The sequence below is a fragment of the Pseudomonas sp. UF-293 genome (genome assembly GCF_058245595.1).
Map to the genome: position 1 here is coordinate 27,066 of NZ_JBSICA010000023.1, position 21,791 is coordinate 48,856.

General features: G+C 60.8%; 13 protein-coding genes. 2 read left to right on the forward strand and 11 right to left on the reverse strand.

What is annotated here, in order from left to right; translation table 11 throughout:
• Positions 1-176 precede the first annotated feature (176 nt).
• Complete coding sequence (locus tag AC4IHP_RS21035) at positions 177-7,286, forward strand: TcdA/TcdB pore-forming domain-containing protein (RefSeq protein WP_490832654.1); 7,110 nt, start codon at positions 177-179, stop codon at positions 7,284-7,286.
• A 76-nt stretch (positions 7,287-7,362) separates the two neighbouring features.
• On the opposite strand, the gene AC4IHP_RS21040 is transcribed toward AC4IHP_RS21035, so the two are convergent.
• The 8 genes from AC4IHP_RS21040 to prmA all read right to left on the reverse strand — a co-directional run bounded on the left by AC4IHP_RS21040 (position 7,363) and on the right by prmA (position 17,752).
• A complete protein-coding gene (locus AC4IHP_RS21040) occupies positions 7,363-7,959 on the reverse strand; it encodes a MarC family protein (protein ID WP_016771870.1) in 597 nt (198 codons plus the stop codon).
• Positions 7,960-8,022: 63 nt separating this feature from the next.
• Positions 8,023-10,800, reverse strand: coding sequence for a hybrid sensor histidine kinase/response regulator (locus tag AC4IHP_RS21045; RefSeq protein WP_460123588.1), 2,778 nt, complete (start codon positions 10,798-10,800; stop codon positions 8,023-8,025).
• Positions 10,801-10,899: 99 nt separating this feature from the next.
• Complete coding sequence (purD, locus tag AC4IHP_RS21050) at positions 10,900-12,195, reverse strand: phosphoribosylamine--glycine ligase (protein ID WP_490832655.1); 1,296 nt, start codon at positions 12,193-12,195, stop codon at positions 10,900-10,902.
• 172 nt (positions 12,196-12,367) lie between these two features.
• Positions 12,368-13,975 (reverse strand): bifunctional phosphoribosylaminoimidazolecarboxamide formyltransferase/IMP cyclohydrolase, encoded by a 1,608-nt coding sequence (gene purH / locus AC4IHP_RS21055; protein ID WP_460123593.1) that lies wholly within the window; start codon positions 13,973-13,975, stop codon positions 12,368-12,370.
• Between the two features lie 83 nt (positions 13,976-14,058).
• A complete protein-coding gene (gene fis / locus AC4IHP_RS21060) occupies positions 14,059-14,379 on the reverse strand; it encodes a DNA-binding transcriptional regulator Fis (protein WP_002555375.1) in 321 nt (106 codons plus the stop codon).
• On the reverse strand, positions 14,376-15,386 hold the full coding sequence (gene dusB, locus AC4IHP_RS21065) for a tRNA dihydrouridine synthase DusB (protein WP_041480672.1): 1,011 nt from the start codon (positions 15,384-15,386) through the stop codon (positions 14,376-14,378). Before dusB ends, fis begins: the two co-directional genes overlap by 4 nt.
• 185 nt (positions 15,387-15,571) lie before the next feature.
• Complete coding sequence (locus AC4IHP_RS21070; RefSeq protein ID WP_490832656.1) at positions 15,572-16,843, reverse strand: DUF3426 domain-containing protein; 1,272 nt, start codon at positions 16,841-16,843, stop codon at positions 15,572-15,574.
• 30 nt (positions 16,844-16,873) lie between these two features.
• The gene (prmA, locus tag AC4IHP_RS21075) at positions 16,874-17,752 is read right to left on the reverse strand and encodes a 50S ribosomal protein L11 methyltransferase (protein WP_490832657.1); all 879 of its coding nucleotides are present in this window, start codon (positions 17,750-17,752) and stop codon (positions 16,874-16,876) included.
• Between the two features lie 194 nt (positions 17,753-17,946).
• On the opposite strand from prmA, the gene AC4IHP_RS21080 reads away from it, so the two are divergent.
• Positions 17,947-19,137 (forward strand): hypothetical protein, encoded by a 1,191-nt coding sequence (locus AC4IHP_RS21080; RefSeq protein WP_490832658.1) that lies wholly within the window; start codon positions 17,947-17,949, stop codon positions 19,135-19,137.
• A gap of 101 nt (positions 19,138-19,238) precedes the next feature.
• On the opposite strand, the gene accC is transcribed toward AC4IHP_RS21080, so the two are convergent.
• Genes accC through aroQ form a run of 3 tightly spaced genes read right to left on the reverse strand, consistent with a single transcriptional unit; the run spans position 19,239 to position 21,550 of the window.
• Positions 19,239-20,594, reverse strand: a complete 1,356-nt coding sequence (accC, locus tag AC4IHP_RS21085; protein ID WP_024011424.1) for an acetyl-CoA carboxylase biotin carboxylase subunit — start codon at positions 20,592-20,594, stop codon at positions 19,239-19,241.
• A gap of 17 nt (positions 20,595-20,611) precedes the next feature.
• Entirely contained in the window at positions 20,612-21,070 is a 459-nt protein-coding gene (gene accB / locus AC4IHP_RS21090; protein ID WP_016771862.1) for an acetyl-CoA carboxylase biotin carboxyl carrier protein, read from the reverse strand.
• Positions 21,071-21,094: 24 nt separating this feature from the next.
• Entirely contained in the window at positions 21,095-21,550 is a 456-nt protein-coding gene (aroQ, locus tag AC4IHP_RS21095; RefSeq protein ID WP_125917543.1) for a type II 3-dehydroquinate dehydratase, read from the reverse strand.
• Between the last annotated feature and the right edge of the window lie 241 nt (positions 21,551-21,791).

Here is a 21,791-nt window from a genome sequence, read left to right on the forward strand (position 1 = left end):
GTTGCCAGCCGTTATCGAAATCTCCTGAATTTGTTGATGTTTGAATGTTCCAGTGGTGCGCCATAAGTTGCTGCCCTGAGGCGCGCTTTGCCGTCGTTTCAGCCCGCACCTGTGGCCACTGGCGGCGCAATGATGCGTTCGCCTGCGCCATTTATGAATAAATCAAGGATGACGCAATGGCGCTCAGAAATCGTGACTTCAGTGGCCGTGAGTTTGTCTCGCTGCCAGAGTATGAATTGATAAAAAAGACACTCGGTGAATTTGCCGGTGACAGCGTTTACCAAGCGCTTGGATACACATATGAAAGTTTCAAAGCGGCAGCCGACACTGCGCAGAAACTTGAGTTGGCAAGTTTGTTCACTGAACAACTGGCTAATCTGCTCAAGCGCAAGGCAACGCCTGTCCCGGCTGCTGTCGATGAACTTTCAAGCAAATTGCAGCGTTACATTTTCCGGCTTTCCGAGACGCTTGCGATGTTGTCAGGCACAGCCAGGCCCGCGCCAAACATTGTGCATTTCGTCTGGGTAGGCGGCAGCGAAGTGGGAGCGATTCAACGCGACTACATGAACATCTGGCAACAAGTCCTCGCGCCGGAGGATTACCGTTTCAACCTGTGGTACGACAGCGATGCCTTGCTGTCCTTCGAAATGAACCGCGTCATTCTCGACAGTGCCCGGCTCGACGCCATGGAGTCAGGAGGCGATCAGGTCAGTCGTCCCGGTCAGTTGGCCAGTATGATTGAAGAGCGCGCCCGGGTTCTCAAACAGCAGATGTTCGAGCATCTGCAGCAGCCGCAGTGGGCCGGTCGCGCAGACCTGGCGCGCATCGATCTGCTGGTGCGCGGGTATGGCAAGGACCGCGCAACTCTGGAAGCTTTCCGTCAACAGTGCCTGGACAGCCATCTGGCGATGGTGGGGCCGCAACTGCGCTTGCGCGATGTCCGCGAGGAGTTCGCGGAGCACTTTCTGGCGGATGTCTATCAACGGGAAGTGGCGCTGCGCGGCAATTTTGCTGCCGCCAGTGATGTCGTGCGTCTGCAGGCCGAGCACCTTGAGGGTGGGCGCTATACCGACATGGATTATCTGCCACCGCTGGCGGATCGCCTCGGCGGTGTGGATATCTCGGCCTTCAATGACGGGCAGCGCCTCGGTGTCTTGCAGCTTCTGCTCAATCATGATCCGGCGTTGATGCCGGGCCGCGAGCGCCAGCGCTATCCCGATAGCACTGAGCGCATTCCCGAACAGCATAAAGATGCGCTGGTGACATTTGCCCAGCGCAAGCCCGGCGTGCGCGAGTTGTTCGTGGCGCCGAAAGTGGTAGACGTGGCCGAGAACGGTTTTCGCATGGGGCAACAGCTGGGCGCGGAGATGAACGCGCATTTCCTGGCTCAGCCTGCCAGCGGCATGACCTTGTCGATCATGGAAACGATCCGCTTCAATTACGACATTCTGCGTAAAGTCGAAGCGACCATGGCGGCTTCCGGTTTTGCCTGGTCGCAGGCCGAGCAGTTGTTGACGGTGATTGAAAACGTCATCAATGAGATCAGGACTCAGGCCAACCTGACCGCTTGGGATGACGTTTATCTGGCTGGCTTGTTCAAGGCGATTTTCGGCTATTTCCAGGACGGCATTCGCAACGAGGCAGGCGGCACTATCGTTTTGACTGGGCCGGGTGCGGCACTTGCCGGGTTGAGGGAATATATCGACGCGCATCTTGACCCGGACGCATTGAATCCGGTGCTTGCGCATTTGAAGTTGCGCGAGGGATATAACTTTCAGACTGAAGAGGAAACGGTGTCCGGCTGGATCGTCAAAGGCACGGACGAGCAATGGCTGGAAAACGAGCGCGGCAAATGGCAGCAGGGAAAGCTCAAATCCCGGTATGCCGGGCAGATGCCGGAACTCCTCAGGGAGCAGACGCTGACCTTCAGGCGCGGCTGGCCGGTGATCGAAGGCAAGCCGGTGCTGCTGACGTCGGTTTTGCAGCAATTGATGGACGACCTCGGCGAACCGTTCATCGATGCAATGCGCGAAAAGTTGAGCGGCGAGATTGCCTTCGATAAAACCGTCGCCATCAGCTTTGACACGCGCCAGCAGATTCTCGCGCAACCCGTGAGCGAATTGCCGCTCTCCCACGGCGCCGACGTCATCAGCCACCTCAACGAATTGCTGACAAAGATTGCCCATGGCTCGCTGCCGCTGGAACAACTGAGCCCGATGGCGCGCGTTCTGCTCGGTGGCGTATTTGGCGCTTCGCGCCTCGACGATTCCGGTTTTGCGCAGACATGGCAAACGGTGCGCGAACTGGCTGGCGAAACCGCAGCCGAGGGTACCTTTGCGCGCTACGACGCCGTGGAAAAACAGTTGCGCCTGAACCGTTCGCCGGCATTCGAAGCCGGCCTCGCCAGCAGCCCGCGTGCGGCAACGCAAAGCGCGCGAGCACTCAAGGTGCTGGCGATGTCGCAACCCCTGACGCTGCGTCAGTGGGGCGAGCGCATCGGGCAAATCAAGCGTACGGCGCAGAACGAGTTCCGTACGCAGATCCTCCAGCGCAGCGCACAGGTGCGCGAGATCTTCGTCGGAGCCGGGGCTTTTTCGGCGCGGCAAGTGTCTCAGGACCTGCTGCTCAGCACAGTGAGCGAGCCCGGTCGGCGTTGTTATCCGCTGGCTTTGCTGATGGGCGCGGCCGTGGCGGCAGGGGAATCTGCGGAGCGGGCGCTGGTGGGGCACGTCGCCACCGCCACCCTCAGCCCTGACGAAATCGGTTCGCGCGCTTTGCTCAATGCGCTGGACGAGCTGCGAGCGTTGCCTACCGCTGAGATTGGTCAGGGTCGCGGCCGGCAAAGCCTTGATGGCGCGTTGCAAACGCTGGACGCGAACAGTGCGCCCAGTGTCCTGTTGCTCGACACCGGCGATCACGCTTTGCTGCTCGCCAAGGTGCGGGTGGGGGAGCGAATGGTCTACCGCTTTTATGACCCCAATTTCGCCATCTACGCGTTTGCCAATGGTGCGCAACTCAAACGCAGCGTCGCCGGTTATCTGAGCGCTGATGACAGCATGCTCGCCCGTCTTTATGGCCTGGGTGAAATGGCCTCGGCGCAGTTCAACGTGATCGAGTTGAAGACCGGGACCCTCGCCGAACTGGTGTTGGCCTCCGATTTGCGCGTAGACAGTTTCCTGCACAACCAGGCCGATGCGGATCATCGGTCTGTTTCGGTGTGGCACAAGCAAGCCTTGGCCCGTGCGCGCTCATTGAGTGAAAACGCGCAAATGGGCGCCAGTCTGGCGCAACTGGATGCGCGTTACTGGGCCGGCGAGTTCGAGGCGGCCACCCTGCGTTTACGCGATGAGCAAAACCTGGGGCGTGAGTACCTGCCGCTGCTCGATACCGTCAAACCTGCCGACGACGGTGGCTTCCGTCTGACCTTGGTCGACTCGGGGAATGCGCAACGCACCCTCGAAGTCTCGACCCGAGATGAGCGCTTCAGCAGGGTCAGGCAGCATGTCGATCGCCTCGTGCAGGTCGCGGCAGGCGAGCCACGCCAGGCCGGTGACGCCGACGGTGGCAGCCGACTGAGCTTTGCTTTCGCTCTGCAAACCCTCATCAGCGAAATGCGCCAGCGCGATTACCGAGTGGCGGATCATCCGCCGACTCTGAGTACCGCCCTGCAAATCCAGGTGTACGTCAGTTATGCGCAGTTGGGGTTTGGCGTCGTCACTGACGCGGTGCAGATCGCCAACCTGGTCAGGCAAGTAGCCGCAGGCGAGCAGGCATTACAGCAGGCGTCGTTGGCCGGGCGACTGGCGGGGCGTGCCGCTACAGGAGTCGGCGTGGCCTTTTCCGTGGCCAATATCGGCTTCGACATCTACAACCTGTCGCTGGCGCAAAACCATGAGCAGGGGGCACGGTTTGCCACATCGCTGGCCTTCAACGTCGCAGCACTGGGACTGGATGTGGTCGCCCTGGCGGCGGGGGGCATCGTTGGCGGTGTAGCGGCGTCGCTGTCCGTGCCGTTGCTGGGTATCGGCATCGGCGTGACCGCGATCGCCAGTAATCTCGGGCAGATCATGGACAAGGCTGCAGCCATCGGCGAGCACCTGTCGCAGATCTACGACGCTTATCAAGAGTCCTACGAAAGCTATCGCAAGGTCTTGCAGTTCCCTTCGCTGGCAGTGATTACCGATCTGGACTTGCAAAGCAGAAGGGTCGTGTTCGAAGGACAGAAGTTCTATCCCTGGAAGGGCAGTGCGCTGGAGCTGCCGCAGTACGACGACGATCCGGCCAGGCGCCATGCCGCGATCAATATTCCCAGTGCCTTTGAGCGACCTGCTGTGGGCAGCATTTGGGGGACTTCGCCGCAAGCCGTGGTGCTGCCGTGCTCGCCGATTTGTTATTACGGCTACGAATATCAGATCGGCAGCGCGGGGGCTGTGCCTTTTGCCACCACCCGCTATCCGCGGTTGCACGACCGCCTGGCGCAGCAGCTGGAATATGACACCCAGGGCAACCGTGTGTTTTATCTGTTCAGTACGCCGTTTGCGCCGCACATCCTCTACAAACTGCATCCGGTATTCATGGTCACGACGATCAAGGTCCGCTTGAGTGAAGAGGTGCGTGAGCTGGTTGTCCCGGATCTGCCGCAGGAGTGGCGCAGGAAAATCGCCTACCAGATCACTGCACCGCAGGGGCAGTACCGGATTCGACTGGTGCCGGGCTTGCTGGCAGTGAACTTCGAGCAAGCGGAGGGGTGGCAACAAGTGACCTGGACGGTGCAAGCGTCTTGGGCACGGATGGAACAGGTCAGCTTCCGCCGGAAACCACGAGACAGTGTCGACAGCGCACCTGAAATGCTGGTCGATGGCCTCGTATTGAATCGTTTCGATGGCATCATCGAGCTGGCCGAAGGGCTGTTCCGGGTCGACTGGACAGGCCTCAGCCTGCATCTGGTCGGCATCATCCTCAACTACGGCACCGGCCGCGACAAAGTCGCCGAGCAAATGCGCCTCGCCAACGCGGCAACCAGAGGCATTGCGGCGCCAGTGCTGAACTTCTTGCAGGCTCAGGTCAGAACCGGACAACTGACAACTGCGTATGTGCCCTTGCATAACTTCAGGGTGCCGTTCAGTGCGCCGAGTCGGCAAATTGTCACCACCGCCTGGTACGACACTGTGCGGGATCGAGTGCTGTTTGCACGTGACGCCCCGCAAGAGGTCAATGAAGGCCTGGTTCTGGCGGGTGTCAGCGCTCACCATGCGTGGTTCTACCATCGAGCTCATCCCACGGTATGGCGCGTCGATGTGCTGACCGGCACCGTTGAGCATCGCTACCGTTTGAAGAACCCGCGCATAGGCTCGACGATCACCGGATGCGAGCAACTGACCGATGGCGCGCTGCGGGTTTCGCAAAAGCTGACGGCAGAAACATCGCACGGCACCACGACTATCGAGTACCGCATTACCACGCAGCACGTGGAGTTGACGGCTTGCAAGGTTGTTTTCGCGGCCGAGGACTACCGGTTTGAGCCGCGCGAAGCATTGCGCCAGATCGACGTGCCATTCGCGCACGACTCGCCAGGCACGACCGTCAGCACCAGCGAGTGGTCTTACGCTCCCTTCATAGTCGTCGAGGGCTATGCGGGGCTGCGGTTAAGCGACCGGGCCTGGTTGAACAAGACGACCGGCAAATGCATTCAGGCCGGACAAGACCTGTCCTGGCCCGAAGACTTGTTGATGCTGATGCCGTCCAGCCGTGAAAACAACGCGGTGCTGTTCTATAGCCAGCAGGAGGGAACGATCAGTCGCGGCATCGAACCGCGTGTCGGGCGTTGGGAGAATGTGGTGATCGAGCGCGATGTGGTCGAGCTCACTCAGACCCGTCAGCGCTTCATCGCCACCAGAGAAGACGGCCGCCTGTTTGAGGTCGATATCATTGATGTGCCCGCAGCGGCTGTGAGCGACGAAGCCATTGCGCTCAAGTTCGGGGTGCCACCCCTCAGAAGCGATGAAGCGTGGCGAGATCAGGCAGATAAACCCTCGATCCTGCGGTTTGCCGGCATTGGCCAGCGCTGGCTGCAGCGTAACGCCGATTGGTTGAGCGCACTGCCCGGGTTGGTCAAAACCGCACCGTTGACGCCTTTTCCGATCCTTGGTTTGCGCGATGCGGCGGGGCAGGCTTTGCTGGCGGCATGGTACGTAGAAGGGCAAATCGCTTTGGCCGATATCGGTCAAGGCAAGGAGTTATCGCTGCTCGGCCCGACGCCGGATAAAAAAGCTGTGTGGTTGTCAGAGCCAGGCACGGGACAACTTTATCGCCAGCCGCTGGTGGCGATCGAAGCGCTGCGCGGAGCTTTTTCGGCTGAGCATCGTTTGCTCAAGCCGCAGTCGCTGCTCAGGGCTCAAAAGGTATGGACGTCATGGGCCTTTAGCGAGGTGCGGCGCCAGGGTGAAGGGCTGGTCGCGCAGACGCTCGATGGGGTGCATCTGCAATTGTCGGATAATCAGCCAGCCATGATCGTTGCCGTGGAAAATCGCTGGTCTTACGTGCCGAGTCAGACCGATGAGCAATTACGTGCGCGCCTCAAAGCGTTGCTGAGCGACCATTCCCACCCGGCTGTCGTGCAAGTCTCAAGCGTGCCCGGACGCTATCTGTATTACTTGCCGAAACTCGATCGATTATTCGACCTGGCCGGTCGCAGCGACGGACAGTGGTCGGCCTGGCTCGGCACACGTGGGGCCAGGTATCCGTTGCTGTTCGACCCGGTCGACCAATTGATCTATAGCGCTGGCCCGAAAGAAGGCGTCTGGCTACCCGAGAGTCATGCTCATCGCGATGCTGAGGTCATGACGCTCGAAGTGGGTCATGACATTACCGAGGTCGCCAGGTTGCTGCCCGATGGCGTCGACAAGCTGCTGTTGGCCTTCGGTCCGCAGACTGGCGGCTACCAGGTATCGCAAGAGGCCTGGCAGCGTCTGGATTGCATCGTGGTCGATGTGCGGCAGCCTTGCGCCGCTGATACGACAGAACCGTGCCTGTTGTTTCTGGACCTCGACGAGTGTGGGCATTGGTTGATGTCGCGGGTCGATGGCAATGTGGTGCTGACCGATCCCGACTCCGGGCGCAGTCTGATCGTGCGCAATTTCGATCCGCGCCAGCCGCTGAAGCTGGTGCTGCCCATTGCCGGCCTGCCGTACAGTTTCATGCTGGCTCAAGGGCTGGAAGCCTTTGTCAGTGCGCGCGGTGCCGAGCCAACGGCCAGCCTGACAGGGGTGATCGCTGCGCTGCGCTGAGGTCGCTGCACACTAAAACGCCGCACACGGTGACCGTGCGCGGCGTTTCGCTGTGGTCATTGCGCTGCGGCGCCGCTCAGGGCACCAGGTAACCTTTCACACCGGTAAATATGATTTGCGCTGCCAGCGCGCAAACAAACAACCCCATCAAGCGGCTGACGATCTGCAGGCCCTGATCACCCAGTATCCGTTCGATACGATTGGACAGATACAGCACTACGCCGACCGTGAAACTGGCCAGCGCGATACTCATGATCGCCGTGAGCTTGTCGTCCCAGTGCGGCTGGCTGACGCCCATCACCAGCAATGCACCGATGGTGCCCGGGCCGACCGTCAGTGGAATGGTCAGCGGCACGATGGTCACGTCCTGCTGCACATTGTCGGCCTGCACCGCTGGTTTGCCCTGGGCCATGCCCAGCGCGGAAATGAACAGCACACTGCCGGCGCCGATGCGGAACGCATCCACAGTGATACCAAAGACATCGAAAATCACCCGCCCGAACAAATAGAGCAAAACACTGGAAATCAGCGTCGCAAGAGCGACCTTCCAGGCCAGACGCCGCTGCTCCTTGCGCGAATAGCCGCGGGTCAGGCTGATAAAGCAGGACAACACGAAGAACGGGCTGTAGAGCACCAGCATCTTCAGGTAAACGCTGAACAACACATGGAGCATGGTGCAAGCTCACTGGCGATGGAGTCGTGGGGGAGTCTATCAGGCACTGCCGGCTCTGTCGGTTTACGACGGCTGGGTCGTGGCCCGGTTCTGTTGATCGCGCTGCGCAACCCAGTGCTCGATCAGCTCGCGCAACTGCGACAGCTCGACCGGTTTGGACATGTGCCCGTCCATGCCGGCCTGGCGGGCGCGTTCTTTATGTTCGGCGAGAATATGCGCGGTGAGGGCCACGATCGGTGTGCGGATGCGCTGATTGCTGACTTCCCAGGCACGTAGTTGCTGGGTGGCGGAAAAGCCATCGAGGATCGGCATTTCGCAGTCCATCAGCACCAGGTCGTAACGCTGGGCCTTCATCGCTTGCAGCGCCTCTTCGCCATTGCTCGCGGTGTCCGGCTGCAGGTTGAGCTTGCCGAGCATGCCGCGAATCACTTTGGTCGAGATGGTGTTGTCTTCGGCGACGAGGATGCGGAAGTCGCTCGGCACTTTGGCCGCCGTAGCCGCCGTGAGCACTTGCGGCTGGTAGACCACCTGGCCCTTGTTGCGCTGATTGAGTTCGTCCGCCAACGTAGTCTTGAGGGTATAGCCGGCCACCGGTTTCGCCAGAATCCGTTTGATCCCCGAATTGCGCGCAATGATCTTGCTCGGCGCATTGCTGATGCCGGTGAGCATGATCAGCAGAATGTCGTGGTTCAGGCTCGGGTCTTCCTTGATCTTCGCTGCCAGTTGCATGCCGGTCATGCCGGGCATGTTCTGGTCGAGCAGGACCACGTCGAAGTAGTCGCGCAGGTGCGCCTTGGTGCGCAGCAGCGCCAGCGCTTCCTTGCCCGACGGCACGGCGCTGACATTCAGGCCCCAGGCGCTGCATTGCTGCACCAGCACTTTGCGGCAGGTGTCGTTATCGTCGACCACCAGCACCCGCGCGCCTTGCAGCGGGCTGTCCAGGTCGGACGTCGGATGCTCGAGGCGATCCGGGTCCAGCGGCAAGGTCAGCCACAAAGTGCTGCCCTGAGTGGCGCCGCTCTTGATGCCGAACTCGCCCTGCATCAAACGAATCAGCTGCCGCGCGATCACCAGGCCGAGATTGCCACCGAGGCGATTGGCCGAAAGGAAGTGCTTGCTGTGCAGTTCGGCGTGCAGCAACGCTTCGCGCTCTTCCGGCTCCATCGGCGCGCCGCTGTCCTGCACGGCGATGCGCAGGCGCGGTTTGCTGCTGCGCTCGTCGAGGGCGACGACGATCAGCACTTCGCCCTCTTCGGTTTTCTTCAGGGCGTTTTCCAGCAGGCTCAGCAAGGTCTGGCGCAGGCGCGTCGGATCGCCGCTGATCACCCGTGGCACTTGCGGCTGGATGAAACTGATCAGCTCGACGTTCTGTTGCTCGGCCTTGGCCCGGTAGATGCTCAGGCAATCGTCGATCAGCGCATTGAGGTCGAACTGCACGTCGTCGAGTTCGATCTGCCCGGATTCGAGCTTGGAGATGTCGAGGATCTCGTTGATCAGTGTCAGCAGTTCGTTGCCGGCGCTGTGGATGGTCTGCACGTAATCGCGCTGCTTGACCGATAGCGGCGTGCCCAGCAGCAGCTCGGTCATGCCCAGTACACCGTTCATCGGTGTGCGGATTTCGTGGCTGATCTTGGCGAGGAATTCGGCTTTGGCGTTGATTTCGGCGTTGCTTGCCGCCAGGTCGCGGCTGATGCTGAAGCGGCTTTCGGTGATGCTGCGCTGTCGCTCACCCAAGGCAATGCTCATCAACAGGCCGCTGATGCAGATGAACACCATCAGCGTCATGATCAGGCCCTGCGGCGTGACCAGCGTCAGACCGAGCAGGGCCGGGAGGATGACCAGCGTGCCGATGTTGAACACGACCATCGCGGCGACGAACAGGCGCGCCGGGCGATAGCCTTTTTGCCAGTGATAGAAGCCCACCAGCAACATGCTCAGGCCGGCCAGCGCCACCAGTGCGTAGGTGATGATGTTCAGCGGCAGGGTGTTGACGAACAGCAGCAACAGGCTGCACGTAACGATCAACAGAATGTCGCCCCACAGCAGTTTGTTCAGCGGGTGCTGGCCCAGTGGCGCAAAGAAGCGCAGGGCAAACATCAACCCGGCTGGAGCCGTCAGCAGCAATGCCAGATAAGCGCCCGGCGTCTGAATGGCTTGCCAGTTCGGCAGCCACGGACCGGCGAGGTTGAGCAACAGGAACAGACTCAGCCCCAGCAGGCCCTCACAGATCGCCAGCCACAGACTGCTGCGCGAGCGTGAGTAGGCGTAGCGCACCAGGTTGTGCAGCAGGAGCATCGCGAGGCAGCCGAACAGCAGGCCGAAAATCAGCGTCTGCTTCTGATCGGCTGCGCCTTCGATTGCCGCTTGCAGGGTGATGTGCGGGCGCAGCTGATGGCCGGAAACCATGCGTACATAGACGTCCAGCGGCTTGTCGGCCTGGGGCAGCGGCAGCATGAAATCGCTGCTCGGCAAAGGATGTTCGGCCTGGGGCCGTTCGTTGCCGGTATTGCGTTGCTCGATCAGCCGGTCGCCGTCGAGCACGTAGAGATTGAGCTGTGACAGGTCGGGGGCAAAGATGCGCAGCACTTGTTCGTGCTTGCCCGGCGCCAGTTTGAAGCGCAGCCACAGGGCGCCCTCGGGTTCGGCCGCGGTCAGGCGGTCAAGCTCGATGGGGCTGAATTGATTGGTGTAGCGAGCGGAGCGGATGTCGCTCAGTTGCAGGATGCCCTGATCGTCAAGCAATACCGACCAGCCACTGCCTTGCGCGGCCTGGGCCGGGAGCATGCAGAGCAAGGTCATCAGCGTGACGGTGAAGCTTATGGCAATCCTGAGCCAGCGCACGGCGAAATCCCTTCGTAGGTTGATGCCAGAATATAACGATGCGCGACGACCGAACAGCCCGGCGAGGAATGGCATCCCGCGCCGGGCCTGATAGGTCGCTTACTCCTGGGTTTCGCCGCGTTCACGGGCAATGGCGCGGTAGCCAATGTCCTTGCGGTAGAAGCAGCCTTCCCAGTCGATGGCAGCAGCAAGTCTGTAGGCTTGCTGCTGCGCTTCACCGACGGTGGCGCCCATGGCCGTGGCACAGAGTACGCGACCGCCAGCGGTAACGACCTGACCGTCCTTCAATGCGGTGCCGGCGTGGAAGACTTTGCCTTCCAGGCCCGCCGCTGCATCCAGACCATTGATCGCCGCGCCTTTAGCGTAGTCGCCCGGGTAGCCACCGGCGGCCAGCACAATGCCGACGCTCGGACGCGGATCCCATTGCGCTTCAATTTTGTCCAGCGCTTGCGCCAATGCGGCTTCAACCAGCAGCACCAGGCTCGATTGCAGACGCAGCATCACCGGTTGGGTTTCCGGATCGCCGAAGCGGCAGTTGAACTCGATGACCTTCGGATTGCCGGCCTTGTCGATCATCAGACCGGCGTAAAGGAAACCAGTGTAGACGTTGCCTTCGTCGGCCATGCCGCGCACGGTCGGCCAGATCACCTGGTCCATCACCCGTTGATGCACGTCGGCGGTGACCACCGGAGCAGGGGAGTAGGCGCCCATGCCGCCGGTGTTCGGGCCGCTGTCGCCGTCACCGACGCGTTTGTGGTCCTGGCTGGTAGCCATCGGCAGGACGTTCTTGCCATCGACCATGACGATGAACGAGGCTTCTTCGCCGTCGAGGAACTCCTCGATCACCACGCGCGAACCGGCGTCGCCAAACGAGTTGCCGGCGAGCATGTCGCGCACCGCGTCTTCGGCTTCGGCCAGGGTCATGGCGACGATCACGCCTTTGCCGGCAGCGAGGCCATCGGCCTTGATCACGATCGGCGCACCTTTTTCACGCAGATAAGCCAGGGCCGGCTCGATCTCGGTGAAGTTCTGGTAATCGGCAGTCGGAATCTTGTGGCGCGCGAGGAAGTCCTTGGTGAAGGCCTTCGAACCTTCCAGTTGCGCAGCACCGGCGGTTGGACCGAAGCAGTCCAGGCCACGGGAGCGGAACAGATCGACGACGCCAGCCACCAGCGGCACTTCCGGGCCGACGATGGTCAGGGACACGTTCTTTTCAGCGAAATCGGCCAGTTGCTCGAGCGCCAACACGTCGATGGCGACGTTTTCGCACTTGGCTTCAATGGCGGTGCCAGCGTTGCCCGGTGCAACGAAAACCTTCTGCACGCGCGGATCCTGAGCCACTTTCCAGGCCAGAGCGTGTTCACGGCCACCGCTGCCAATGATCAAAACATTCATTTCAAAAACCTCAAATTCTGTGGGGCGCTGCCAAACCTCTGAGCTCGGGCCCTGTAGGAGCTGCCGAAGGCTGCGATCTTTTGATCTTGCTATTTGAATACAGGATCAAAAGATCGCAACCTCGTTTCACTCGTCAGCTCCTACACAAAGCCTGCATCCAGAGGGAGCGGAATCAGTGACGGAAGTGGCGCATGCCGGTAAAGACCATCGCGATGCCGGCTTCATCAGCAGCAGCAATCACTTCGTTGTCACGCATCGAACCGCCCGGCTGGATCACCGCAGTGATGCCAACCTTGGCCGCGTTGTCCAGACCGTCGCGGAACGGGAAGAACGCGTCGGACGCCATGACCGAGCCGGCCACCTGCAAGCCGGCGTGCTCAGCCTTGATCGCGGCGATGCGTGCCGAGTTGACGCGGCTCATCTGGCCGGCGCCGACACCGATGGTCTGACGGTTCTTGGCGTAGACGATGGCGTTGGATTTGACGTATTTGGCGACTTTCCAGGCGAAGATCAGGTCGTGGATTTCCTGTTCAGTCGGTGCGCGCTTGGTCACCACTTTCAGGTCATCGGCGCTGATCATGCCGATATCGCGGCTCTGCACCAGCAGGCCACCGTTGACGCGCTTGTAATCCCAGGCAGCGGCGCGGTCAGCCGACCACTCGCCGCAGGCCAGCAGGCGTACGTTGGCTTTCGCGGCAACAATGGCACGGGCTTCTTCGCTGACCGATGGGGCGATGATCACTTCAACGAACTGACGCTCGACGATCGCTTTGGCGGTCTCGGCATCCAGTTCACGGTTGAAGGCGATGATGCCGCCGAACGCCGATTCGGTGTCGGTGGCGTAGGCCAGTTCGTAAGCCTGACGGATGCCGCCTTCAGCGTCCGGGCTGACCGCCACGCCGCACGGGTTGGCGTGCTTGACGATCACGCAGGCCGGCTTGACGAAGCTCTTCACGCATTCCAGTGCCGCGTCAGTATCGGCGACATTGTTGTACGACAGTTCTTTGCCTTGCAGTTGGGTCGCGGTGGCGATGCCGACTTCGGCAGGCTTGGCTTCCACGTAGAACGCCGCGCTCTGGTGCGGGTTCTCGCCGTAGCGCATTTCCTGGGCCTTGATGAACTGGCTGTTGAAGGTGCGCGGGAATTCGCTGCGAGCTTCGGTGCTGAGGGTTTCAGCGGCCTGGTTCACGGTGCCCATGTAGTTGGCGATCATGCCGTCGTAGGCGGCGGTGTGTTCGAAGGCCTTGAGCATCAGGTCGAAACGCTGAGCGTAGGTCAGGCCGCCGGCCTTGAGGTTTTCCAGAACGTTGGCGTAATCGCTGGCATTCACCACGATGGCCACGTCTTTGTGGTTTTTCGCTGCCGAACGGACCATGGTCGGCCCGCCGATATCGATGTTCTCGATGGCGGTCGGCAGGTCGCAGCCTGGCTTGTTGATGGTCGCTTCGAACGGGTAAAGGTTGACCGCTACCAGATCGATCGGCTTGATGCCGTGCTCGTTCATGATCGCATCGTCAGTACCGCGACGACCGAGGATGCCGCCGTGGATCTTCGGGTGCAGGGTTTTCACCCGACCGTCCATCATCTCGGCGAAACCGGTGTAATCCGCGACTTCCACTGCGGCAACGCCGTTGTCGCGCAGCAGCTTGAACGTTCCGCCGGTGGAGAGGATCTCGACGCCCAGAGCTTCAAGCTCCTTGGCAAATTCGAGGATCCCGGTCTTGTCGGAAACGCTGATCAAGGCGCGGCGGATCGGCAGGCGGGTAGTCTGGTCGGTCATCTCAATTTCCATCAAAAGCAAAGGAAGTCAGCAAAAAAGGCGACCGTTTTTTACGCGGGCGCCTTTCTGGTTTGATTGAATGCTTACAGCAGATCGTACTGCTTGAGTTTCTTGCGCAGCGTGCCGCGGTTCAGTCCCAGCAGCTCACTGGCCTTGGTCTGGTTGCCCTTGACGTAGTTCATCACGCTTTCGAGCAGGGGCGCCTCGACTTCGGACAGCACCAGGTTGTACACATCCGTGACGGACGCGCCCTCAAGGTGGGCGAAATAATTGTGCAGCGCCTTCTCGACACTCCCGCGAAGGGTCTGGCCTTCTTCGCTCGGCGTGTTGAGGTGCTGTTTCAAATTCACGTTGTCGCTCACGGGTGTTGTTCCACTCACTAAAGTCTCGGTCATCATCGTCATGCGGCCACCCCTTCTTCGTCCCCTGTCAGGCTCTTGTAACGCTCGGCGAAGAACTCCCGAACGTCGGCGCATTGTGTTTCCGTACCATCCAAACGATTGAAACGGGCGCGAAACTCCCTGGCGCCCGGCAAGGTTGCGAGATACCAGCCCACATGCTTGCGGGCAATGCGCACGCCCATCACGTCGCCATAGAAAGCGTGAAGGGCAGCCAGATGCTCCAGCAGGATGCGTTCCACTTCGCTCAGTTCCGGCGCGGGCAATTTCTCGCCGGTGCGCAGGAAATGTTCGATCTCGCGAAAAATCCATGGCCGCCCTTGAGCGGCACGGCCAATCAGCAGGCCATCGGCACCGGTCGCATCAAGCACGTAACGGGCCTTTTCCGGCGAATCGATATCGCCGTTGGCAAATACCGGGATCGACACGGCCTGCTTGATCGCGGCAATCGTGTCGTACTCGGCTTCCCCTGTGTACAGATCGGCGCGGGTGCGGCCATGCACGGCCAGCGCTGTGATCCCGGCCTGTTCGGCGATCTTCGCCACGTTCAGGCCATTCTTGTTCTCGCGATCCCAACCGGTGCGGATCTTCAGGGTGACCGGCACATCAACCGCGGCCACTACGGCCTGCAGGATCTCGGTCACCAGTGCTTCGTCTTTCAGCAACGCGGAGCCGGCGGCCTTGTTGCAGACCTTCTTGGCCGGACAGCCCATGTTGATATCGATAATCTGCGCGCCCAGCTCGACGTTGGCCCGTGCCGCATCGGCCAGCATCTGCGCATCGCCACCGGCGATCTGCACCGAGCGTGGCTCGGGATCGCCTTCGTGGATCATGCGCATGCGCGACTTGCGGGTATTCCACAGGCTCATGTCGCTGGTGACCATTTCCGAGACTACAAGCCCTGCGCCCAGACGCTTGCACAGCTGACGAAAGGGCTGGTCGGTGACGCCCGCCATTGGGGCGAGAATCAAACCGTTCTGCAATGTATATGGGCCGATGCGTACCGCCGACATAGGACTTCCCTGAAGTGGGGCCGGATCATGAGAGTTCGAAAAAGGGTGGGCATGATACCCGCTCTCGATGACTGGTTAAAGGCTGAATTGAACAAAATCTGAACAGTTATTCTGTTATCGCCAACGGTTTGGTTGGCTGCGATCCAGTCAGAAAAATGCCGTCAATCAGGAAACGCTGAAGCGGTTCATTCCGGTGAGTGGAAGTTGAGGCTGTAATTCACCGCTTTCGGCCCCGGATCGAGAATATCCAGGGCGATGTGGATCGGCGTCTGCGGCGGCATCTCCGCCAGGCCCTCAAGATCGCCGCTCAGGTATTCGCCGGGTTTGAAGCGACGACTGGCGATCAGGTGACCGTTGAGGTCGGCAAAGCGCAGTTCGAGCAAGGGGAACGGCTGGGAAAACGTCGCCCGGTTGTAAATGATCGCATCGACCACCAATGCCCCGCTGAACTCCGGATGGCTGCGCACCACCAGGTTGCTGCTCTTGATTTTGCCGATGTCGACTTTGGACGGCACGGTGCAGCCGATCTGCGGGCAGATTTGCTGGAACCACGGCCGGTATTGATCCTGTCGCGCCAGTTCTTCGAAGTGATAGGCAACGTACTGAGCGGCAAGACCGCCGGCCGCCAACACCACCAGCACCAGCCACAGCAGGCGCCGGCCCCAGGGCGAGCGACGTTGCTGCCAGTCCAGCTGCAGCGGGTCGTCGGTCAGATCCTGCAGGACCTCGGCGCGCACGCCGGGCTCGGCCCGTTCGCGTTTTTTGCGCGGCGAAGTGATCAATGGCAGATCGTCGTCATCGCTGTCGTCGCTGGCCGAGAACCGTTCGCGGCGGGCGTTGGGGTCGATCGGATCGTGCAGGCGCAGTTGCGGGATCGGCGGCTCGTCATCCAGATCCACCGGCTCCAGCGACAACGAGGGTTCGGTGCGCTCGGGTTCGAGGATTTCTACGACCTCGATATACGGCTCGATATCTGGCTCGACATCCGACGCGGTGCTGCGCTCATCGGCGGGCTCGCTGAACAGGCTGTCGGACCATGTGCCTTCGTCCGGTTCCGGGCTGTCGCGCCGGGCGCTCAAGGATTCTTCGCGGGCCCGGCCGAATTCGGCGACCGGCTGGATTTCGCGCTGTTCGAGGCGGGCGAGTTCTTCGTCCAGATCGAGGCTGTCCAGATCCAGTTCCGACGCGCTCCATTGCTTCTGGCTGATGGCGCGCGGTGCGGGGGGCTGTTCGACGACCGCAGCATCGCTGACAGGCGCGGGCGCTTCAGGCAGCGCTGGTGCGACCGGCGTCACCGTGTCCTTGCCGGCATGTTGCTCGAGCAACTGCTTGGCAGCATTGAACACTTGCAGGCAGGAGCCGCAACGAACCACCCCGCGCGCCACGCTCAACTGGGCATGGTTGACGCGGAAACTGGTCTGGCAATGCGGGCACTGGGTGACGAAACTGTCGGTCATGCGGCGATCCGGTTCAGGCAAGCGGTCATTTTAGCGCCGACGCCCGGTGATGCGCACCCAGCCGTCGCGATTGGCGATCGGGTCGAGTTCGAAGTCCTGCGCATAGGCTGCCGCTACTTCTTCGCCCTGCTCGGCGAGGATGCCCGACAGCGCCAGACGCCCACCGCTCTTGACGAGGCTGGACAATTGCGGCGCCAAAGACACCAGCGGACCGGCGAGAATATTGGCCACCAGCACGTCGGCCTGAACCTGCGGCAGATCCTCGGGCAGGTACAGCGGGAACAGTTCATCGGCAATGTTGTTGCGCCCGGCGTTGTCGCGCGAGGCTTCCAGTGCCTGCACGTCGATGTCGGTGCCCACGGCTTCCTTGGCGCCGAGCAGCAGGGCGGCAATCGCCAGAATCCCCGAGCCGCAGCCGAAATCCAGTACGTGACAGTCTTTCAGATCCTGGCCGTCGAGCCATTCCAGGCACAGCGCGGTGGTCGGGTGGGTGCCGGTGCCGAACGCCAGGCCCGGGTCCAGCAGCAGATTGACCGCGTCAGGCTCAGGCGCCGCATGCCAGCTCGGTACGATCCACAGGCGCTGGCCAAAACGCATCGGCTCGAAACCGTCCATCCAGGTGCGTTCCCAGTCCTGGTCTTCGATGACTTCGCTGTGGTGCTCGGGCAGCGGGCTGCCGGTCAGCAACGCCAGATGAGCCAGCACCGGCCCCGGTTCGGTGCCGCCTTCGAATAGCGCCAGCAAGTGGGTGTGCGACCACAGCGGCGTGGTATTGAGTTCCGGTTCGAAGATCGGCTGGTCTTCGGCGTCCATGAAGGTCACCGACACGGCGCCGACTTCGAGAAATGCGTCCTCGTAGGTTTCGGCTTGTTCCGGGGTGATGGCGAGACGGACTTGCAGCCAAGGCATGGCGGGCACCTTTGAAAATCTGTGGGGCAGCCCGAAGCTGCAAAAGCGCGCAGTTTACGCCAGGTCGCCGGCAAAGTGGACACGCCGCTTTGCTGTTACACATTCGCCGGGGCGATATACATAGGTATCGCCTGCGTGCGGATGGCGATAAATAGAGTGAAAGCTCATTTATACGTACAAACGGGCTGGACGATATGGCGGATGAACAAGGGATTGGAGAAGACAAACGATCGCAAGCCGCTGCGCCCACAGGAACGACCCAGGAAATTCTGCTGCGGATTACGCGCTGGCAGGTGCTGATCGACAAGCGTCTGAGCAGTCAGCTGACCTTATTGGAGGCCATGGAAGATTTCGCATTGACCGAGCTGCGCAATCATTACCCGCACGGCAATATCGATCCGGGGTTCGTGCTGGCTTTGATTGATGCGATCCTGCAAAAAATCATCGACGGCAAGCCGGTGACGTACCTGGCGATCCGTGATGCGCCGTACCGCTGGCCGGGTGCAACTGATCGGGGATTGCCGGTCGGCCATCGTCAAGCGGTCGTCCAGACCGTGGATAGTGTTTCCGGGCACTTCCTTGATCAATACAAAAACTACCTGCGAACACATTGGGAAACCAAAGGGCTGGAGGCTGCCTTCGATCAGTTGGTCCTGCGCAAGTTGCGGCGCTACATCAGCGATATCGACGCGCTGTTCCACTCGGACCGTCTCGCGGGACTGACGCCGGATCGATTGCGCAGGCAGATCGAAAAGGTTCAGGAACGGGGCGCTCGGCGCTATCGGTTGACGGCGCTGGCAACGGGCGCAGAAAAGAGGAGGCTCGAAGCGCAGTCATACGCGCAGTTGCCACATTGGTTGCGGGTGCTGAATGAGCCGGAACGTGCGAGGTTGCGCGGTTATCAAGAGCAGACGGCGCAGGCCCAGGCAGCGCTCGATGATCTGCTGGAGGGCTACGGCTCGTTGCGCGCCTATGCCCGGCAACAGGCGATTGACTACATTCAGCTCAAGCTTGACATGGAGGTCGAACCGGACCGCATTGACGTTCGCCTGAGATGGCGTTCAGCGGTTGGCGAGCCGACGCAGAACCGCAGTCTGAGCGAGTTGCTCGCAGCGGGGCCGATCGGTACGGATTTCGCCGTTGTTCTCGAAGTGACCAGTGGTCCTTCGCGACGCAATCAGCCGCTGGAACCGGCATTCGTCGCCGAGATGCTGGCCGGCCAGGATTATCCGGTCGGGTACCTTTGCAGCGAGCGGGATATGCCACCGATCCGGTATCGAAACGCGCCAGGTTATTCATGGAGCGGTTTCGTCAAAAGCCGCTGCAACAGGATGCCTCTGGCGCGGTGGTCGATCAGGGCGGGCGTCAAGCGACTCCTGAATTGATTCAAGGGCATGCTTTTTCGCTGGTGTCGCTGAACTGAGGGGCTGTTCCAGGCATAAAAAAACCCGATCCGCAGGGATCGGGTTTTTCAAGCGCTTCAGTCTTACGACTGTTTGGCCAGCTTGTGCTCGAGGTAGTGAATGTTCACACCACCTTTGCAGAAGCCTTCGTCACGAACCAGATCACGGTGCAGCGGGATGTTGGTCTTGATCCCGTCGACCACGATTTCGTCCAGGGCATTGCGCATGCGGGCCATGGCTTCGTCGCGGGTTGCGCCGTAAGTGATCAGCTTGCCGATCAGCGAGTCGTAGTTCGGTGGCACGGCATACCCGCTGTACAGGTGCGAATCGACGCGAACGCCGTTGCCGCCTGGAGCGTGGAAATGCTTGACCGTGCCCGGGCTCGGCATGAAGGTTTTCGGATCTTCAGCGTTGATCCGGCATTCCAGCGAGTGACCGCGAATGACCACGTCATCCTGAGTGAACGACAGCTTGTTGCCAGCGGCGATGCTGAGCATCTCCTTGACGATGTCGATACCGGTGACCATCTCCGAAACCGGGTGCTCCACCTGAACACGGGTGTTCATTTCGATGAAGTAGAAACGACCGTTCTCGTAGAGGAACTCGAAAGTACCGGCGCCACGGTAGCCGATGTCGATGCACGCCTTGACGCAGCGAGCCAGTACTTCCTGGCGCGCCTTCTCGTCGATGCCCGGTGCCGGCGCTTCTTCGAGAACCTTCTGGTGACGACGCTGCAGCGAGCAGTCGCGGTCGCCCAGGTGGATGGCGTGGCCCTGGCCGTCGGACAGTACCTGCACTTCGACGTGGCGCGGGTTGGTGAGGAATTTTTCCAGATAGACCATCGGGTTGCCGAACGCCGCACCTGCTTCGGAGCGGGTCAGTTTCGCCGAGGCGATCAGGTCTTCTTCCTTGTGCACCACGCGCATGCCGCGACCACCACCGCCACCGGCGGCCTTGATGATCACCGGGTAGCCGACTTCACGACCGATGCGCAGCGCCGTTTCTTCGTCTTCCGGCAGCGGGCCGTCAGAACCTGGAACGGTCGGTACGCCTGCTTCGATCATCGCGTGCTTGGCCGATACCTTGTCGCCCATCAGGCGGATGGTGTCGGCTTTCGGGCCGATGAAGGCGAAGCCGGAGTTCTCGACCTGCTCGGCAAAATCGGCGTTTTCCGCGAGGAAACCGTAGCCTGGGTGAATGGCGGTAGCGCCGGTCACTTCAGCGGCAGCGATGATGGCCGGAATGTGCAGGTAAGACTGAGCGGCGGACGCCGGGCCGATGCAGACGGATTCGTCTGCCAGACCCAGGTGCATCAGCTCTTTGTCGGCCTTGGAGTAAACGGCGACGGTCTTGATGCCCATCTCTTTGCAGGCACGCAGAATCCGCAGGGCGATCTCACCGCGGTTAGCGATCAGAACTTTTTCCAACTTCGCAGTCATCAAAGGCTCTCCGCGGTTCAAACGATGGTGAACAGCGGTTGGTCGTACTCAACCGGCTGGCCGTCTTCGACGAGGATGGATTCGATCACACCGCTGGTTTCAGCTTCGATGTGGTTCATCATCTTCATGGCTTCGACGATGCACAGGGTGTCGCCTTTCTTCACGGTCTGGCCGACTTCAACGAAGGCTGGCGAGGTTGGCGAAGATTTACGGTAGAAGGTGCCGACCATCGGCGAACGGGCAACGGTGCCGTTCAGCGCAGGTGCAGCAGCGGCAGCCGGGGCTGCGGCAGCGACTGGCGCGGCGGCAGGGGCAGCGGCCGGAGCCTGCATCGGGGCTGGCGCGTAATACTGCTGCGCCGGGGTCTTGCTGTGGCGGCTGATGCGTACGGACTCTTCGCCTTCCTTGATCTCGAGCTCGTCGATGCCGGACTCTTCCAGCAATTCGATCAGTTTCTTAACTTTACGGATATCCATGAATCATCAACTCCCAAGGGTCGGTCAGGGGCGTATAGCTTGGTGTTCAAGCTGCTCTAGTGCGGCCTCCAGGGCCAGTCGGTAACCGCTGGCGCCAAGGCCGCAGATCACTCCTACCGCTACATCGGAGAAGTAGGAGTGATGGCGGAAAGGTTCGCGCTTGTGCACGTTGGACAAATGCACTTCGATGAATGGGATGCTCACTCCCAGCAGCGCGTCACGTAATGCGACACTTGTGTGCGTAAAAGCCGCCGGATTGATCAGAATGAAGTCCACGCCTTCACCGCGTGCAGCGTGGATGCGGTCGATCAATTCGTACTCGGCGTTGCTTTGCAGATGCAGCAGATGATGCCCGGCGTCACGGGCGCGCCGCTCCAGATCCTGATTGATCTGCGCCAGGGTCGTCGACCCGTAGGTCCCCGGTTCCCGGGTGCCGAGCAGGTTCAGATTGGGGCCGTGCAGCACCAGTAGCGTTGCCATCTGCATTGTCCTTGTTATCAATGAGCAGTCGTCAGAACCCGGCGACTATGCCGCAAAGCCTTTGTGACTGTCCAGTTCCATGCAATAGGCGGCACGATGGCCGATGTTTGCGCGAAATTTGTGACCGGGTGAGCTGATCCGGTCATTCGCGATGTTGGCAAGGGCCTCTTTGCGAGCAGGCTCGCTCCCACAGGGGTATGCATTCCAGTGGGGGAGCGAGCCTGCTCGCGAAGGCGGTGTG

Coding starts and splice junctions, on each gene's coding strand:
- accB (WP_016771862.1), bottom strand. CDS start 21,070: ATGGATATCCGTAAAGTTAAGAAACTGATCGAATTGCTGGAAGAGTCC.
- accC (WP_024011424.1), bottom strand. CDS start 20,594: ATGACTGCGAAGTTGGAAAAAGTTCTGATCGCTAACCGCGGTGAGATC.
- AC4IHP_RS21035 (WP_490832654.1), top strand. CDS start 177: ATGGCGCTCAGAAATCGTGACTTCAGTGGCCGTGAGTTTGTCTCGCTG.
- purH (WP_460123593.1), bottom strand. CDS start 13,975: ATGACCGACCAGACTACCCGCCTGCCGATCCGCCGCGCCTTGATCAGC.
- aroQ (WP_125917543.1), bottom strand. CDS start 21,550: ATGGCAACGCTACTGGTGCTGCACGGCCCCAATCTGAACCTGCTCGGC.
- purD (WP_490832655.1), bottom strand. CDS start 12,195: ATGAATGTTTTGATCATTGGCAGCGGTGGCCGTGAACACGCTCTGGCC.
- dusB (WP_041480672.1), bottom strand. CDS start 15,386: ATGTCGGCGGTACGCATCGGCCCATATACATTGCAGAACGGTTTGATT.
- AC4IHP_RS21070 (WP_490832656.1), bottom strand. CDS start 16,843: ATGACCGACAGTTTCGTCACCCAGTGCCCGCATTGCCAGACCAGTTTC.
- fis (WP_002555375.1), bottom strand. CDS start 14,379: ATGACGATGATGACCGAGACTTTAGTGAGTGGAACAACACCCGTGAGC.
- prmA (WP_490832657.1), bottom strand. CDS start 17,752: ATGCCTTGGCTGCAAGTCCGTCTCGCCATCACCCCGGAACAAGCCGAA.
- AC4IHP_RS21040 (WP_016771870.1), bottom strand. CDS start 7,959: ATGCTCCATGTGTTGTTCAGCGTTTACCTGAAGATGCTGGTGCTCTAC.
- AC4IHP_RS21080 (WP_490832658.1), top strand. CDS start 17,947: ATGGCGGATGAACAAGGGATTGGAGAAGACAAACGATCGCAAGCCGCT.